This window comes from Blastococcus sp. OS1-29 (assembly GCF_057628075.1).
The window spans coordinates 403,189-417,464 of record NZ_JBXXJK010000002.1; the positions used below are offsets into that span (position 1 = coordinate 403,189).

Here is a 14,276-nt window from a genome sequence, read left to right on the forward strand (position 1 = left end):
ACCAGATGACCCGGTCCGAGGCCGCCCGGCAGCTGCTCGAGGCCTACGCCTCCGGCAAGGCGATCGCCCCGCTGACCACGACCTACGACGACATGACGCTCGAGGACGCCTACGCGATCCAGCTGCTGCAGATGCACGAGTTCATCGGCGGCGGACGGACGGTCAAGGGGCACAAGGTCGGGCTGACCAGCGCGGCCATGCAGCGCCTGCTCGGTGTGGACGAGCCCGACTTCGGCCACCTCCTCGACGACTTCTTCCACCTCGAGCACGCGCCGATCCCCATCGGACGGTTCCTCCAGCCCCGGATCGAGCCCGAGGTGGCGTTCGTGCTCGCCACACCGTTGCGCGGGCCCGGCGTCACCGTCCACGAGGCCATCGCCGCCGTCGACTTCGTCCTGCCCGCCCTCGAGATCGTCGACAGCCGGATCGAGGACTGGAAGATCGGGCTGTTCGACACGATCGCCGACAACGCGAGCTCCGGAGCCGTCGTCCTCGGCTCCACTCCGACGGACCTGCGCGAGGTGGACCTGCGCCTCGCCGGTGGGGTGATGACCCGCAACGGCTCGGTCGCCGGGACGGGGGCCGGCGGGGCCGTTCTCGGCTCGCCGATCACGGCCCTGGTCTGGCTCGCCAACACCCTCGGCGCCCGGGGCGTGACCCTGGAGGCCGGCCACGTCATCCTGCCGGGCTCCGTGTGCGCCATGGTCCCCGTCGCCGCAGGGGACACCGTCACCGCGACCTTCGCCGGACTGGGCTCCGTGACCGCCCGGTTCGCCACCGACTGAGAGGACCAGATGACCAGGACGAGAGGCACGGCGGCCATCGTCGGCCCCGGCAACATCGGCACGGACCTCATGTTCAAGCTGATGCGCCGCAGCGACATCATCGAGCCGCGCTTCATGGTCGGCGTCGACCCCACGTCCGACGGGCTGCGCCGGGCCGCCCGGATGGGCCTCGAGGCGAGTGCGGAAGGGGTCGACTGGCTGCTCGCCCAGGACGAGCTACCCGACATCGTCTTCGAGGCCACCTCGGCGAAGGCGCACCAGGCCAACGCCCCGCGCTACGCCGAGGCCGGCATCCTCGCCGTCGACCTCACGCCGGCGGCGGTCGGGCCCTACCTGTGCCCTCCGGTCAACCTCTCGTTCAATCTCGACGCCCTGAACGTCAACATGATCACCTGCGGCGGCCAGGCGACCGTGCCGATGGTCCATGCGGTCTCGGCCGTGGTCCCGGTGCCGTACGCCGAGATCGTCGCGTCGGTCTCCAGCCGGTCCGCCGGTCCGGGGACCCGCGCCAACATCGACGAGTTCACCGAGACGACGGCGGCTGCCGTCGAGGCGGTCGGTGGCGCCGAGCGCGGGAAGGCGATCATCATCCTGAACCCCGTGGAACCGCCGCTGATGATGCGCAACACCGTGTTCTGCGCCATCCCGCCCGAGGGCGGTGAGGCCGGCGAGCTCCAGGACCGGATCGTGGAATCCATCCACGCCATGGTCGCCACCGTGCAGGAGTACGTGCCCGGGTACCACCTGCGCGCCGACCCGCAGTTCGACCCCGCCCGGGAGGCGTGGCGCAACCAGGCCCGGGTGTTCATCCCCATCGAGGTGAAGGGGCGCGGCGACTACCTGCCCGACTACGCCGGCAACCTCGACATCATCACCGCCGCCGCGGCCCGGGTCGGGGACCTGATGCTCGCCCACCGGCTCGGCGTCGATTCGTCCTGGAAGTCCGCCGCCGACCTCGGCGACCTCGCGGAGAACAGCGCCGAGAGGGCAGGTGTCTGACCGCCATGGCCGACATGACGATCCGACCGGAGGACGTCCCCGTGGTCACGCGGGAGGTGAGCGAGAGCGAGGTCCGGGAGCACCTGCCCACCGCCGGCGGCCCGACCGATCTCAGGATCACCGACTCCACGCTGCGAGACGGCTCGCACGCGATGAGCCACCAGTACACCGTCGAGCAGGTGCGCGGCGTCGTCTCCGCCCTGGACCGCGCGGGCGTGCAGGTGATCGAGGTGAGTCACGGCGACGGGCTGGGAGGCTCGAGCTTCAACTACGGCTTCAGCCTCGTGGACGAGCTCGACCTCATCGCGGCCGCGGTCGACGAGGCGGCCCGCGCCAAGATCGCGATCCTCATGCTGCCGGGCCTCGCGACCGTCCACGACCTGCGCCGTGCGCACGCCGTGGGGGCATCGGTGGCGAGGATCGCTACGCACTGCACCGAGGCGGACGTCTCCATCCAGCACTTCGGCGAGGCCCGGGCGCTCGGGATGGAGACGGTCGGGTTCCTCATGCTCGCGCACCGGGCCACCCCGGAGGTTCTGGCGCAGCAGGCGCGGATCATGGTGGATGCCGGCGCTCAGTGCGTCTACGTCGTGGACTCCGCGGGTGCCCTGGTGCTCTCCGACGCACAGGCGCGGGTCGAGGCGGTGGTCGGCGAGATCGACCGGGACGGCGCACAGGTCGGTTTCCACGGTCACCAGAACCTCAGCCTCGGCATCGCCAACTCCGTGCTGGCCTACCAGGCCGGTGCCCGGCAGATCGACGGGGCGCTGTGTGCCCTCGGCGCCGGGGCCGGCAACTCGCCCACCGAGGTGCTGGCCGCGACCTTCGACCGATTGGGCGTCCGCACCGGTGTCGACCTGGGCGAGGTGCTGTCGGCCGCCGAGGAGGTCGTCCGCCCGTTCATCCCACGGTTGCCCTGGATGGACCGGGCGTCGATCACCCAGGGGTACGCCGGGGTCTATTCATCGTTCCTGCTCCACGCGGAACGGGCAGCGCAACGGTACGGGGTGCCGGCACACGCGATCCTGCAGAAGGTGGGGGAGTACGGCTATGTCGGTGGCCAGGAGGACATGATCATCGACATCGCCGTCCAGCTCGCCCAGGAGCAGGAGCTCGGCGACCTCGCGGGCGCAGGGGTCCGGTGATGGCCGGGGGGAGCGCAGGTCCGGCCCCGGCGCCGCCGGGGGGCTGGGACGTCGTGTCCGTCGCCGCCGAACTGCTGCGCTGCGAGGACGAACGCATCGAGCGTCCGCCGTTCACCGACGAGTGGCCCGAGCTCGATCTCGAGACCGGCTACCGGATCCAGGACCTCAACCTGGACAAGCGGCTCGAGCGCGGTGAGAAGCTGATCGGGGTCAAGCTGGGCCTCACCAGCCGCGCCAAGCAGCGCCGCATGGGGGTGCACTTCCCGTTCGTCGCGTGGCTCACCGACGCGATGGTCCTGCCGGTCGGCGACCCGGTTCCCCAGTCGCGCCTGATCCATCCTCGGGTGGAGCCCGAGATCGTCTTCCTCATGGGCGCACGGCTCGAGGGACCAGGCGTGACCTGCGCCCAGGCGATGTCGGCCGTCGACTCGGTGTGGGGCGGGGCGGAGATCATCGACAGCCGTTTCCGGGACTTCCGGTTCACGGCCGGTGACGTGGCGGCCGACAACGCATCGTCCGCGGCGTTCGTCACCGGCCCGGTCGGATTGCCGCCGTCGGGTCTCGACCTCTCGCTCGAGGCCGCACTCGTCGAGGTCGACGGCGTCGTCGTCGACTCGGCCACGGGCGCGGCCGTCCAGGGGCATCCCGGCGAGGCTCTGGCATTGGCGGCGAACGATCTCGCCCGGCGCGGTCACGCGATCGAGGCCGGCTGGATCGTGCTCACCGGAGGGATGACCGACGCCGTCTTCGCACCGCCGGGCGCCTCCGTCGCGTTCCACTTCACCCACCTGGGGTCGGTCTTCCTCAACGGCGGGGAGGACTGATCGCGATGCCACTCATCGAGGTGACCATGGTCGAGGGGCGGAGTCCTGACCAGCTCAGGGCACTCATCGCCGGACTGACCCAGGCGGCTGTCGATGCCGTCGGGGCTCCCAAGGATTCCGTCCGCGTCGTGATCCGCGAGGTTCCCGCGACGCACTGGGCCGCGGGCGACGTGACCATCGCGGAACGAAGGGCAGGCACGACGTGAGCGAGCTGCAGTTCTTCGGCCACGTCATCGACGGCGAGGAGGCGGAATCGACCGACGGCGCCCGCTTCGACGTCTGGAATCCCTGGACGCAGGAGGTGTGGGCCCAGGCGGCCGAGGCAGGCCCGGAGGACGCCGCCCGGGCGGTGGCGAGCGCGCGCCACGCCTTCGACGACGGGCCGTGGCCGCGCATGGGCCGGGTGGAGCGGGCGGCCGCGATCCACCGGCTCGCCGATCTCATGGAGCAGCGCGCGGACGACCTCGCCACGTTGGACACGACGAACATGGCCAAGCCGTTCGACCAGGCCAAGCACGACGTGGGGCGATCGGTGTGGAACTTCCGTTTCTTCGCCGACCACCAGCGCGACCACTGCGGCGAGGTCTACCCGATGGACTCCGGCCACCATTCCTACAGCGAGTACGGGCCCGCCGGCGTCGTCGCGGCGATCAGCCCCTGGAACTTCCCGCTGATGATGGCGACGTGGAAGATCGCCCCGGCGATCGCCTGGGGCAACACCTGTGTCATCAAGCCCTCGGAGGACACTCCGGCCTCGGTGACCCTCCTCGGCAGGCTCGCGGTCGAGGCCGGCCTGCCCCCGGGGGTCCTCAACGTGCTCAACGGGCACGGCGACCCGGCGGGGTCCTCGCTGACCGCCGACGACCGGGTCGACCGGGTCACGTTCACCGGTTCGTCGGCGACCGGGCGGAGGGTGATGGCGTCCGCTGCCGGCCACCTCGCACCGGTCTCCTTGGAACTGGGCGGCAAGGGCGCCAACATCGTGTTCGACGACGCCGACCTCGACAACGCGGTCCACTGGGCCGTCGAGGCGATCTTCCGCAACTCCGGGCAGGTCTGCCTGGCCGGGTCGCGGTTGTTCGTCGCCTCGGGCATCTACGACGAGTTCATGGCGCGGTTCACCGAGGCGGCCGAAGCGCTGACCATCGGGGATCCGTTCGACCCGCGGACACGCTTCTCGAGCCTGGCGAGCCGCAAGCACTTCGAGAAGGTCTCGTCCTACGTCGAGGGCGTCGGGCTCGACGGCGGGAAGATCCTCACCGGCGGCGTCGACGAGGACGGCCGGTGGCTGGTGCGTCCCACGATCATCACCGACCTGCCGTTGACCGCTCCCGCGTACTGCGAAGAGATCTTCGGTCCGGTCTGCGTGGTCAACCGGTTCGACTCCGAGGAGGAGGTGGTCGGCCTCGCGAACGACACCCGCTACGGGCTCAACGCCATGCTGTTCACGGAGAACCTCTCGCGAGCGCACCGCGTGGCCTCCCGGCTGCGCGCCGGCACGGTGTGGGTGAACTGTTTCTTCATCCGCGATCTCCGCACCCCGTTCGGCGGCGTCGGCGACTCCGGAGTGGGGCGCGAGGGCGGCAACTTCAGCCGCGAGTTCTTCACCGAGCCGAAGGCTGTCGTGATGCAGATCGACCGCGAAGCCACGTGACTGCCTCCGGCCTGCAGGCGGCAGCCTCGTGCGCAGGGGCGACCTGCTGACGGGTCCGTCGCCCATGCTCGTCGTCGAGCGCCTCGCGCAGACTCTGCGTGGTCAGTGGCGACAGGGGGTGCACCGGCGTTCTGGTGACCCGGTGCAGCTCGCGCGCCGTGCCGCTCGAGCGGAGCTCGCGGGCCTCGGTGGCGGCTCGCGAGTCGGGCGCCAGGACGCCGGTCGGGCGGAGGTCCTGCCCAGCGCCTCCTGACGCTCGGCCGGCCCGGACCCGGCGGCGCCCCGCGAGCATGCCGATCGGGGGCGCCGCGGGCCGGGTCGTCCCGGGCTCAGGGAACGTGCGGTGTCGGTTCCGGCCGGGCCTTCGAGCGCAGCGACTTGCGGATGTGCCCGGAGAAGAGCGACGTGGTGATGTCGTCCGGGCTGAAGTCCCCGGAGAGCTCGGCGACCGGCTGCCCGTCGCGGAACACCAGCACGCGATCGCAGAGCATCGTCAGTTCCGTCTCGTCGCTGCCCGCGACCAGCACCGCGCGCCCCTCGGCCGCCGCCGTGCGCACGGCCGCCGTGATCGTCTGCCGCGCGCCGACGTCGACCGCCTGGGTCGGCTCGTGCAGGACGAGCAACGCCGGCCCCGTGGCCAGCCACTTGGCCAGCAGGACCTTCTGCTGGTTGCCGCCGCTCAGCGTGCCGACCGGCCGGCTCGGGTCCGGCGGGCGGACGTCGAGTGCGGCCACCCACGTCCCGACGACCGCATTCTCCGCGCGCCGCTCCAGCGGCAGGACGGCCGCCCGGCCCCGACGGCGGGGGAGGAGGATGTTGTCGGCGACGGACAGGTCCAGCGCCAGGCCCTCCCGTTCCCGGCTCTCGGGGACGAGCACCACGCCTGCCGCCATAGCGTCCGCCGTCGTGCCGTTCCGCAGGTCGAGGACGTGGTCGCCGACCTGCAGCGTGCCGGCGCGGGCCGGGTGCGCCCCGGCCAGCAGGTAGGGCAGCTCGTCGTGACCCGAGTCGGCCAGTCCGGTGACGCCGACGACCTCACCACGCCCGATCTCCAGGTCCAGGGCGGCAACCAGCCGTCCGGACACCCCCCGGACCACGACGGGCTCCGCCGCCCCGTCGCGTACCGGGCGAACCGTGCCCGGTGCCGCGCTCGCCGCGGTGAGCGATTCGAGCGGCCGGCCCATCACCGCGCGAACGAGGTCGCTCTCGGTGAGGTCCGCCGTGCGGAGGCCCTGTTCGACGACGAGGCCGTCGCGGAGGACGGTGACCCGGTCGGTGGCCTCGAGCACCTCCTCCATGTGGTGGCTGATGAGCAGCACCGACGTGCCCGTGGTGACGATGTCGTCGAGCAGGTCGTAGAAGTGCTCCATGCTCCTGCGGCTCAGCGACCGGGTGGACTCGTCGAAGATGATCACGCCGCGGCCGGGCTCGGCGTCCTGCAGTGCCCGGGCGATCGCGACGGTCGCCCGGTCCTCCTCGGACAGGTCGGCCACCCGCGCGTCCAGGGGCACCGGGTGGCCGAGCCGCTCGAGGACGCCGGCCCCGGCCGCCCGCTCCTCCCGCCACCGGATGGCCCGGGTGAGCCGGCCGGCACGGAACCGGCCCACCCGGAGGTTCTCGACGACCGTGTGGTCGCCGACCAGACCGAGGCTCTGGTGGACGACCGCCACACCGCGGGCCTGGGCCTCCCGCAGCCGCACGGGCAGCCGCAGGGGCGTCCCGTCCACAAGCACGCGGCCGCCCGGATCCGGTGCGTGGAACCCGGTGAGGACCTTGGCCAGGGTGGACTTGCCGGACCCGTTCTGGCCGATCAGCCCGTGGATCTCACCGGGGGCCACGTCCAGGTGGACGCCGCGCAGCGCCCGGTACCGGCCGAAGGTCTTGGAGAGGCCCTCGACGGTCAGTCGCTGCACGGCCGGCCCCTCCTCACTGCGGGCGGGTGCCGAGGTGTCAGCCACGGCCATGTCGGTTGTGGCAGGGCTCAATTCCGGCCCCACAGGGTGGCGAACTTCTTCAGGTAGTCGGTCGGGCCGAACCACTCGCCGGAGGCCTCCGCGTCGGCGGTCACCTGGATGTCGCCGATGTTGTCGGCGGTGAACAGCCGGTACGACACGTCGTACTCGGGCACCTTCTGCCCGGCGACCATGCGGAAGATCGCGTCGGCCGTGGCCCAGCCCTGGTAGCGGAAGTTCTGTGCGACGTCGGCGTGCAGCTGGGTGCCACCGGCGACCATCTTCAGGCCGTCCAGCGAGGCGGCCGCCGCGCCGACCTTGATCTTCGCCGCGTTCGGAGACTGCTGGATGCCGCCGAGGGTGGGCTGCACGAACACCTCGAACTCGCTGAGCACGTAGTCGGTGTCGGGGTTGCTCAGGAGCGCTGAGCTGGTCGATGACGGGATGAGCGGGAAGTTGGACGCCGAGATCTCGTTGACCACCACCGTGCAGTCGGGGCACCGGTCGGCGAACTCCTTCGCGCCCGCGTCGCCCCAGGCGGCGGTCGAGGGGTTGTCGGTGTCCTTCTGGAGAACGACCGAGGCCTTGCCGCCGGAGTCGACGATCATCCAATCGGCGACGCTGGCGACCATCTTCGACGTCGGCGCGTTCACGTAGGCCAGGGTCTTGTCGGCCGGGTGATGGTCGTCGGCGACCTGGTTGGCGATGATCACCGGGATGCCGGCCTGGCGCGCCGCGTCGATGCCGTTGCCCGCCATCCCGTAGGGGATCGAGTCGGTGACGATCGCGGCGGCCTTCGCGCTCGTCGCCTGGTCGAGGCAGCCGCCGATCTGCGAGGGGTTCGCGCCGCCGTCGCAGATCTGCAGGGCGACACCGACGCTGTCGAGGGCCTCGCCGATCCGCTTGCCGTACAGCTGGAAGACGCCGACCTGGGCCGTCAGCGGGATGTAGTAGACGGTCTTCCCCTTCAGCGCTGACGGGTCGACCGGATCGCTGGGCACCGCGAAGCCGTCCCGCGGCTTCATGGCCGTGTCGAGGTCGGCCCGGACCTCGGCGAGCGCCGGGTGCGCGCCGCTGGACGAGCCGCTCGAGGAGCCGCTGTCGCTGGTCGTGCCGGGTGAGCAGGCGGTCATGAGCATCGCGGCGAAGGCAGCGGTGCCGGCCTTCAGGAGGGTGGTCCGGCGAGTGGACATCGGGTGGTGAACCTTTCGACGGGGGGTGCGGGAGGAGCCCGCGGGACTGGGGAGGTGCGGGGCGCGCGGAGGGTCAGCCCGAGCGGCGGTTCAGGACGGAGCTGATCGTCACGGCGAGCACCAGCACGCCGCCGTAGAAGACGCTGGTCACCCAGCCGGTGAAGCCGAGCAGGTTCAGGCCGAGGATCCCGGTGGCCAGGAAGTAGACGGCGATCCAGGTGCCGAGCGGGTTGAAGCGCCCGGGCAGGAGCACGGCGGTGCCGAGGAAGGTCGCCGCGAATGTGGGCAGCAGGTAGGTCTGCGACGAGCCCGGATCGAACCCGCCCACAGCGGCGGCCGACAGCACGCCGCCGATGCCACCGATCACCCCGGCGGCGACGAAGGCGCCGAACCGGATCCGGTCGACCCGGACCCCGGCGAGCCGGCTCACCTCGCGGTTGGCACCGACGAAGCGCATATTGCGGCCGAGAGGGGTGAACGTGAGCAGGTAGGCGAAACCGAGCATGAGCAGCAGGCCCCAGTAGAAGGACACCGGCAGCCCCGCGAACCGGTACAGCGAGATCTCGCCGAACCCGCGGGGGAGGCCGCTCTTCGTGGTCAGGTCGGTCAGCCACAGGGCCACCCCGAGCAGCAGGGTCCCCATCCCGAGCGTCACCACGATGGTGTTGACGCGCAGGCGCACGACGAGGAAGCCGTTCACCGCACCGACCAGGGTGGTCGCGGCGATCGCTGCGAGCGACGCCGCCCACACGTTCCAGCCGTGGTCCACGACCAGCACGGGGAGCAGGGTGGCGCTCAGACCGAGCACGGACGCGACGGAGAGGTCGACGAACTCGCCCACGCAGATGGTGCACAGGAGCGCGGCGGTGAGGAAGACCAGGGCCTGCTGACTGGCGAAGATCGTCTGGAATGTGCCGATCGTGAGGAACCGGTCGGGCTCGAGAGCCCCGTAGAGCGCGATGTGCGCGATCCAGACGCCGACGACGGCGAACCGGGCGCCGATGTCGGCGAGCGGGGATCGCCGGCTGCCCCGGTCCGCCGGTGCGGATTCCGCCGGCGCGGACGCGGCGGACGAAGCGGCCCCGGGCGACACGGTCGTCACGACTGCGGCACCCGGCAGGATCCCGGAGAGCAGCGGGGAACGAATGGCACGAGCGCCTCCTGTTGGTACAGCCTTGTGACGGGGCTAACAGGGTGACAGGTCACTTGACAGCACGTCAAGCGAAAGCCCGATGACGGCTGTCCGGACCGCCTCGACGGCACCGTGCGCAGGGCGCGCGCCGGCGCCGCCGCTGCAGTCGCCGGTCCGTCGTGCGCGCCGGAGGGAGACCCTCGACAGGGACCCGCCGCGGGCGTCCACGCAACGGTGTGCCCGGTCCGCCCGGGCGAGCATCCCGACCGGCTGGTCAGCCGGCGGCGGGAGTCAGTCGACGAGCAGGGCGCACCAGGACTCGGTCAGCAGGTTGTGCGTTTCGTCGCGGTCGACGTCCCACCCGTGCCGCATCCAGCGCACGGACGCGAATTCGAGCTGGCCGAACGCGAGCGTGCCGCGGACGCGACGTGACGACGGCGTGAAACGGTCGGCGCGGTCGAGCCCCTCGTGAATGTCCCCGATGGCGCTCTCGAACCACTGGTCGATCGCTTCCTGGATCTCCGCGTCCGACGCCGCGCCTTCGTGGGCCGCAGTGATGTAGGGCCGGATCTCCGGCCACTGGTCGATCTTGCGCCCGAGCCAGGCGCGGATGACCTCCGGATCGCCGGACGCGACCACGGCCGCCAGTGGCGGGTCGTCGGCCTCCGTCAGGATCACGTTGACGGCCGTGATGAGCTCGCGGAGGAGGTGCGCTTTCGACGAGAAGTGCAGGTAGAACGTCTGCCGGGTCGTGCCGGCTGCGGCGGCGATGTCGTCGATGGTCGTCGCGGCGTAGCCCTTTGCCTCGAACAGCCCCAGGCCCTCCTTGAGCAGCAGCTCACGGGTCATGCGCTTCTGGGCTTCGCGGAGACTCACCGTCCAACCATAAATCAGGGCCCCGTGCCGACCCCGCGCTCGCGGGCGGCCGGGGCCCCATCCGTGGTCGCCGAACCCGGGTCGAGAAATCCTCCGGCATTTCGATTGACAGTGCGTAAAGTCAAGGGACATGATGTCGGTCACCGTGTCGTCGCGGCCGTACCGCGGGCCTCGCGTCCTCAGTAGCCGACCAGCTCCACCCCTGACAACGACGTCCGAAAGCCGAGGAGTACGCATGTCCGTCCCCACCTCCGACATCGACCTCTTCTCCGACGAGGTCCTCCTCGACCCGTACCCGCACTACGCCGAGCTGCGCGAGCTCGGTGGGGTCGTGCACCTGCCGTCGAACGACGTCTACGCCCTCACCCGGTACGACGTCGTCCGGGACGCCCTGGGCGACTGGGAGACCTTCTCCTCGGCGCACGGCATCGGCTTCAACCCGATGGTCAACGAGGCGCTGCAGGGCACCTCGCTCGCTTCCGACCCGCCGCAGCACACGGCCCTGCGGGCCGCGCTGACCGAGAACCTCTCACCGCGCGCCCTGCGCGGGCTCAAGGGGCAGATCGACGCCAAGGCCGACGCGCTCGTCGCCGACCTGGTCGCGTCCGGCTCGTTCGACGCCATCGACTCGATCGCGCGCGCCTTCCCCCTGGAGATCGTCGCCGACCTCGTCGGGTTCACCGGCGAGGTGCGCGGCCACATGCTCGACTGGGGCAAGGCGGCCAACCAGGTGATCGGCCCGCTCAACCAGCGCACCGCCGAGAGCTTCCCCATCGCCGGCGAGCTGTACGCCTGGTGCTCGACGGTCACCAAGGGCGACCTGGCCGAGGGCTCGATCGGCCGCGGCATCTTCGAGGCCGAGGAGCGCGGTGCGATCCCGCCGGGCTCGGCCGGGCCGATCATCCACCAGTACCTCGCGGCCGGTGTGGAGAACACCGTCAGCGCGATCGGCAACATCATCGCCCTGTTCGCCGCGCACCCCGAGCAGCTGGCGATCGTCCGCGAGGACGTCTCGCTCGTCCCGGCCGCCTTCAACGAGGTGCTCCGCTTCTGGGCGCCGATCAACGTCTGGGGCCGGCAGGCGACGAGGGACGTCGAGCTCCAGGGCGTCCTGATCCCCGCGGGTGCCCGCGTGGCGGTCTGCCTCGGCGCCGGCAACCGCGACCCGCGGCACTACGAGAACCCCGACGAGTTCCTCGTCCGGCGCAACCCCGTCGACCACCTCTCGCTCGGCTACGGCATCCACGGCTGCGCCGGCCAGGGGCTGGCCCGCCTGGAGGCGCACGCCGTGATCGACGCGCTGGTCCGTCGCGTCGGGCGCCTCGTGGTCGGCGCGGAGGTGCGGGTCCCGCACAACGCGACCCGCAGCATCGACTCGCTGCCCGTCCTCGAGGTGGTGCCGGCATGAGGATCGCTGCCGACCGCGAGCGGTGCGAGGGCCACGGGCTGTGCGCCGACACCGCACCCGAGGTCTACGAGCTGGACGACGACGCCATCGTGGTGCTGCTGCACGAGTCCGTGCCCGCGGAGCTGGAGCGCAAGGCGGAGGCCGGCGCGCGGGTCTGCCCGGTGGCCGCGCTGCGGATCGAGAACTGAGGGTGCGGGACGTCGTCGTCGTCGGCGGGTCCATCGCGGCGCTGACCGCGGTCGAGACGCTCCGCATGGAGGACTTCGACGGCCGGATCACGGTGCTCAGCGACGAGGATCTGCCGCCCTACACCCGGGTGCCGCTGTCCAAGGGCGTCCTGGCCGGGCGGGAGACCGCCGACGACGTGGTCCTCGCGCCGCTGTCCGAGGAGGTCGACCTGCACCTGCGCACGCCGGCCAGCGGGCTGGACACCGAGAACCGCGTCGTCCTCACCCCGGGCGGGCCGGTCCGCTACGACGGCCTGGTCATCGCCACCGGCGCGCGCGCCCGCCGCATCGGCACGGCCAACCAGGCGGAGCGGGTGCTGCGCAGCTACGACGAGGGCCTCCGGCTGCGTGACGACCTCGGCCGCGCGTCGTCGGTGCTGGTCGTCGGCGGGGGCTTCCTCGGCATGGAGATCGCCTCCACGGCCCGCGCCCTGGGCAAGGAGGTGACCGTCGTCGACCTCGCGCCCCCGCTGGACCGGCTGCTCGGGACGGCGGTGGGCGGCCACGTCCGCTCCGTCGCCGAGCGGGCCGGCGTCCGGTTCGTCCTCACCCACGGCGGGGTCCGGCTGCTGGGCACGCCGTTCCCGACCGGGGTCGAGACCGCCGACGGTCAGCGGCTGGAGGCCGACCTCATCGTCTCCGCGGTCGGCGACGTGCCCAACGTCGAGTGGCTGGCCGGGTCCGGGCTGCCGGTGGCCGGCGGGGTGCTCGTCGACGAGCGCTGCCGGGTCAGCCCGCGCGTGGTCGCGGCCGGCGACGTCGCCGTCCTCACCACCGGCGACGGTGCCCTCACCCGGATCCCCAGCTGGACCAACGCCGTCGAGCAGGCCCGCGCCGCGGCGATGTCGCTGCTGCACGGGGACGACGCCCCCGCGTACCGGCCCTCCCGGTACTCCTGGACCGAACAGTTCGGGCTCGACGTGAAGATGGTCGGCCCGGGCGACCCCCAGGGGGAGCCGGCCGTGCTCGACGGCTCGCTCGCCGCCGGCGCGGCGCTGCTGGCCTGGCCCGACGAGACCGCCCCGCAGACCGTCGTCGCGGTCAACCACGCCACCCCGCCCGCGAAGCTCAAACGGCTCCTGAAGCCGACCACCCGAGGAGCCTTGGTATGACCACTGTGAACACCGTCCTCGGGCCCGTGCCCGCCGACTCCCTCGGCGTCGTGGCGATCCACGAGGCCCTGCTCTCCGTCGTTCCCGGCGCCGAGCACGGCCACGACATCTCGATGGACCGCGCCGAGATCTTCGAGGTGCTGGCCGCCAAGCTCACCGCCTTCAAGGAGGCCGGTGGCGGCACCCTCGTCGACAGCACGGGCATGTTCCACGGCCGCGACGTGAAGCTGTACGAGGCGCTGTCCCGCTCCACCGGCGTGCACCTCGTCGCCTCGACCGGCATGGGCCCCGAGGAGAACCTCGGCGGCTACTTCCTGACGCCGCAGACCAACCCGCCGACCCCGTGGCCGGCGGAGAAGTTCGCCGACCTGTTCGGCAAGGAGGTCACCGAGGGCATGGTCGTCCCACGCGTCGAGCGCCGGGGCGCGGCCGGCCTCGTGGCCACCACCGCGACCCGAGGGGGCATGACGCCCACCGACGGGAGCCTGTTCCGCGGCGCCGCCCGCGCCGCGCTGGCCACCGGCGTGCCGGTCTCGATCCGCTACGGCGTCGACGCCGTCGCCGAGCTGCAGCTGGTCCTCGACGAGGGGCTGCGCGCCGACCGGGTGGTGGTCGGGGACCTCGACCGGACCGAGGCGGTCGCGGCCGGCTGGCCGGACGCCGTCGCCGCCCGCGGCGCCTACGTCGCGATCGACCACGTCGGGCGCAACGACGACGACGCCTATCTCCGGGACGCGCAGCGCGCGGCCCTCGTGGCCGAGCTCGTCGCAGCGGGTCACGTCGACCGGATCCTGCTGTCCGGCAACGCGATCGGCGTCGCCAAGGGCCACGCACCGTACGAACTGCCCTACGCCCACGTGCTCGTCGCCTTCGCCTCGCTGCTGGCGGCGCACCGCGTGAGCGACACCGACATCCAGCGAATCCTGGTCGCGAACCCGCGTGACCTGCTCGCGGTGCGCTGAGCGCCGG

General features: G+C 71.9%; 14 protein-coding genes. 10 read left to right on the forward strand and 4 right to left on the reverse strand.

Annotation, left to right across the window (positions count from 1 at the left end; translation table 11 throughout):
- The first annotated feature begins 5 nt into the window (after positions 1 to 5).
- The 6 genes from AC2H4J_RS06635 to AC2H4J_RS06660 are packed head-to-tail and all read left to right on the forward strand — an operon-like array spanning position 6 to position 5,407.
- The gene (locus AC2H4J_RS06635; RefSeq protein WP_487464355.1) at positions 6 to 785 is read left to right on the forward strand and encodes a 2-keto-4-pentenoate hydratase; all 780 of its coding nucleotides are present in this window, start codon (positions 6 to 8) and stop codon (positions 783 to 785) included.
- A 9-nt stretch (positions 786 to 794) separates the two neighbouring features.
- Positions 795 to 1,784 carry an acetaldehyde dehydrogenase (acetylating) gene (locus AC2H4J_RS06640; RefSeq protein WP_487464060.1) on the forward strand — a complete coding sequence of 330 codons (990 nt, stop codon included), beginning with the start codon at positions 795 to 797 and terminating at the stop codon, positions 1,782 to 1,784.
- A 14-nt stretch (positions 1,785 to 1,798) separates the two neighbouring features.
- Positions 1,799 to 2,929, forward strand: a complete 1,131-nt coding sequence (gene dmpG / locus AC2H4J_RS06645; protein WP_487464061.1) for a 4-hydroxy-2-oxovalerate aldolase — start codon at positions 1,799 to 1,801, stop codon at positions 2,927 to 2,929.
- A 53-nt stretch (positions 2,930 to 2,982) separates the two neighbouring features.
- The gene (locus AC2H4J_RS06650) at positions 2,983 to 3,753 is read left to right on the forward strand and encodes a 2-keto-4-pentenoate hydratase (RefSeq protein WP_487464062.1); all 771 of its coding nucleotides are present in this window, start codon (positions 2,983 to 2,985) and stop codon (positions 3,751 to 3,753) included.
- A 5-nt stretch (positions 3,754 to 3,758) separates the two neighbouring features.
- Positions 3,759 to 3,959 carry a 2-hydroxymuconate tautomerase gene (gene thmT / locus AC2H4J_RS06655; RefSeq protein ID WP_487464063.1) on the forward strand — a complete coding sequence of 67 codons (201 nt, stop codon included), beginning with the start codon at positions 3,759 to 3,761 and terminating at the stop codon, positions 3,957 to 3,959.
- Entirely contained in the window at positions 3,956 to 5,407 is a 1,452-nt protein-coding gene (locus AC2H4J_RS06660) for an aldehyde dehydrogenase (RefSeq protein WP_487464064.1), read from the forward strand. Before thmT ends, AC2H4J_RS06660 begins: the two co-directional genes overlap by 4 nt.
- A 329-nt stretch (positions 5,408 to 5,736) precedes the next feature.
- Here the strand turns inward: AC2H4J_RS06660 and AC2H4J_RS06665 are convergent, their stop codons facing one another.
- The 4 genes from AC2H4J_RS06665 to AC2H4J_RS06680 all read right to left on the reverse strand — a co-directional run bounded on the left by AC2H4J_RS06665 (position 5,737) and on the right by AC2H4J_RS06680 (position 10,560).
- Positions 5,737 to 7,320, reverse strand: a complete 1,584-nt coding sequence (locus tag AC2H4J_RS06665; protein ID WP_487464065.1) for a sugar ABC transporter ATP-binding protein — start codon at positions 7,318 to 7,320, stop codon at positions 5,737 to 5,739.
- A gap of 68 nt (positions 7,321 to 7,388) precedes the next feature.
- Positions 7,389 to 8,552, reverse strand: coding sequence for a sugar ABC transporter substrate-binding protein (locus AC2H4J_RS06670; RefSeq protein WP_487464066.1), 1,164 nt, complete (start codon positions 8,550 to 8,552; stop codon positions 7,389 to 7,391).
- A 73-nt stretch (positions 8,553 to 8,625) separates the two neighbouring features.
- On the reverse strand, positions 8,626 to 9,654 hold the full coding sequence (locus AC2H4J_RS06675) for an ABC transporter permease (RefSeq protein WP_487464067.1): 1,029 nt from the start codon (positions 9,652 to 9,654) through the stop codon (positions 8,626 to 8,628).
- 321 nt (positions 9,655 to 9,975) lie between these two features.
- A complete protein-coding gene (locus AC2H4J_RS06680) occupies positions 9,976 to 10,560 on the reverse strand; it encodes a TetR/AcrR family transcriptional regulator (protein ID WP_487464068.1) in 585 nt (194 codons plus the stop codon).
- A gap of 235 nt (positions 10,561 to 10,795) precedes the next feature.
- On the opposite strand from AC2H4J_RS06680, the gene AC2H4J_RS06685 reads away from it, so the two are divergent.
- From AC2H4J_RS06685 to AC2H4J_RS06700, 4 genes are read left to right on the forward strand one after another with little or no spacing between them, the layout of a single operon-like run.
- Positions 10,796 to 11,968 carry a cytochrome P450 gene (locus AC2H4J_RS06685; RefSeq protein WP_487464069.1) on the forward strand — a complete coding sequence of 391 codons (1,173 nt, stop codon included), beginning with the start codon at positions 10,796 to 10,798 and terminating at the stop codon, positions 11,966 to 11,968.
- Positions 11,965 to 12,156 (forward strand): ferredoxin, encoded by a 192-nt coding sequence (locus AC2H4J_RS06690; RefSeq protein WP_487464070.1) that lies wholly within the window; start codon positions 11,965 to 11,967, stop codon positions 12,154 to 12,156. Before AC2H4J_RS06685 ends, AC2H4J_RS06690 begins: the two co-directional genes overlap by 4 nt.
- A gap of 2 nt (positions 12,157 to 12,158) precedes the next feature.
- Entirely contained in the window at positions 12,159 to 13,307 is a 1,149-nt protein-coding gene (locus AC2H4J_RS06695) for an NAD(P)/FAD-dependent oxidoreductase (RefSeq protein WP_487464071.1), read from the forward strand.
- Positions 13,304 to 14,269, forward strand: coding sequence for a phosphotriesterase family protein (locus AC2H4J_RS06700; protein ID WP_487464072.1), 966 nt, complete (start codon positions 13,304 to 13,306; stop codon positions 14,267 to 14,269). Before AC2H4J_RS06695 ends, AC2H4J_RS06700 begins: the two co-directional genes overlap by 4 nt.
- Positions 14,270 to 14,276: the final 7 nt, after the last annotated feature.

Excerpts from the sequence above, each read along its gene's own strand:
- thmT (WP_487464063.1), top strand. The coding sequence starts at position 3,759 with ATGCCACTCATCGAGGTGACCATGGTCGAGGGGCGGAGTCCTGACCAG.
- AC2H4J_RS06640 (WP_487464060.1), top strand. The coding sequence starts at position 795 with ATGACCAGGACGAGAGGCACGGCGGCCATCGTCGGCCCCGGCAACATC.
- AC2H4J_RS06685 (WP_487464069.1), top strand. The coding sequence starts at position 10,796 with ATGTCCGTCCCCACCTCCGACATCGACCTCTTCTCCGACGAGGTCCTC.
- AC2H4J_RS06700 (WP_487464072.1), top strand. The coding sequence starts at position 13,304 with ATGACCACTGTGAACACCGTCCTCGGGCCCGTGCCCGCCGACTCCCTC.
- AC2H4J_RS06635 (WP_487464355.1), top strand. The coding sequence starts at position 6 with ATGACCCGGTCCGAGGCCGCCCGGCAGCTGCTCGAGGCCTACGCCTCC.
- dmpG (WP_487464061.1), top strand. The coding sequence starts at position 1,799 with ATGACGATCCGACCGGAGGACGTCCCCGTGGTCACGCGGGAGGTGAGC.
- AC2H4J_RS06690 (WP_487464070.1), top strand. The coding sequence starts at position 11,965 with ATGAGGATCGCTGCCGACCGCGAGCGGTGCGAGGGCCACGGGCTGTGC.
- AC2H4J_RS06670 (WP_487464066.1), bottom strand. The coding sequence starts at position 8,552 with ATGTCCACTCGCCGGACCACCCTCCTGAAGGCCGGCACCGCTGCCTTC.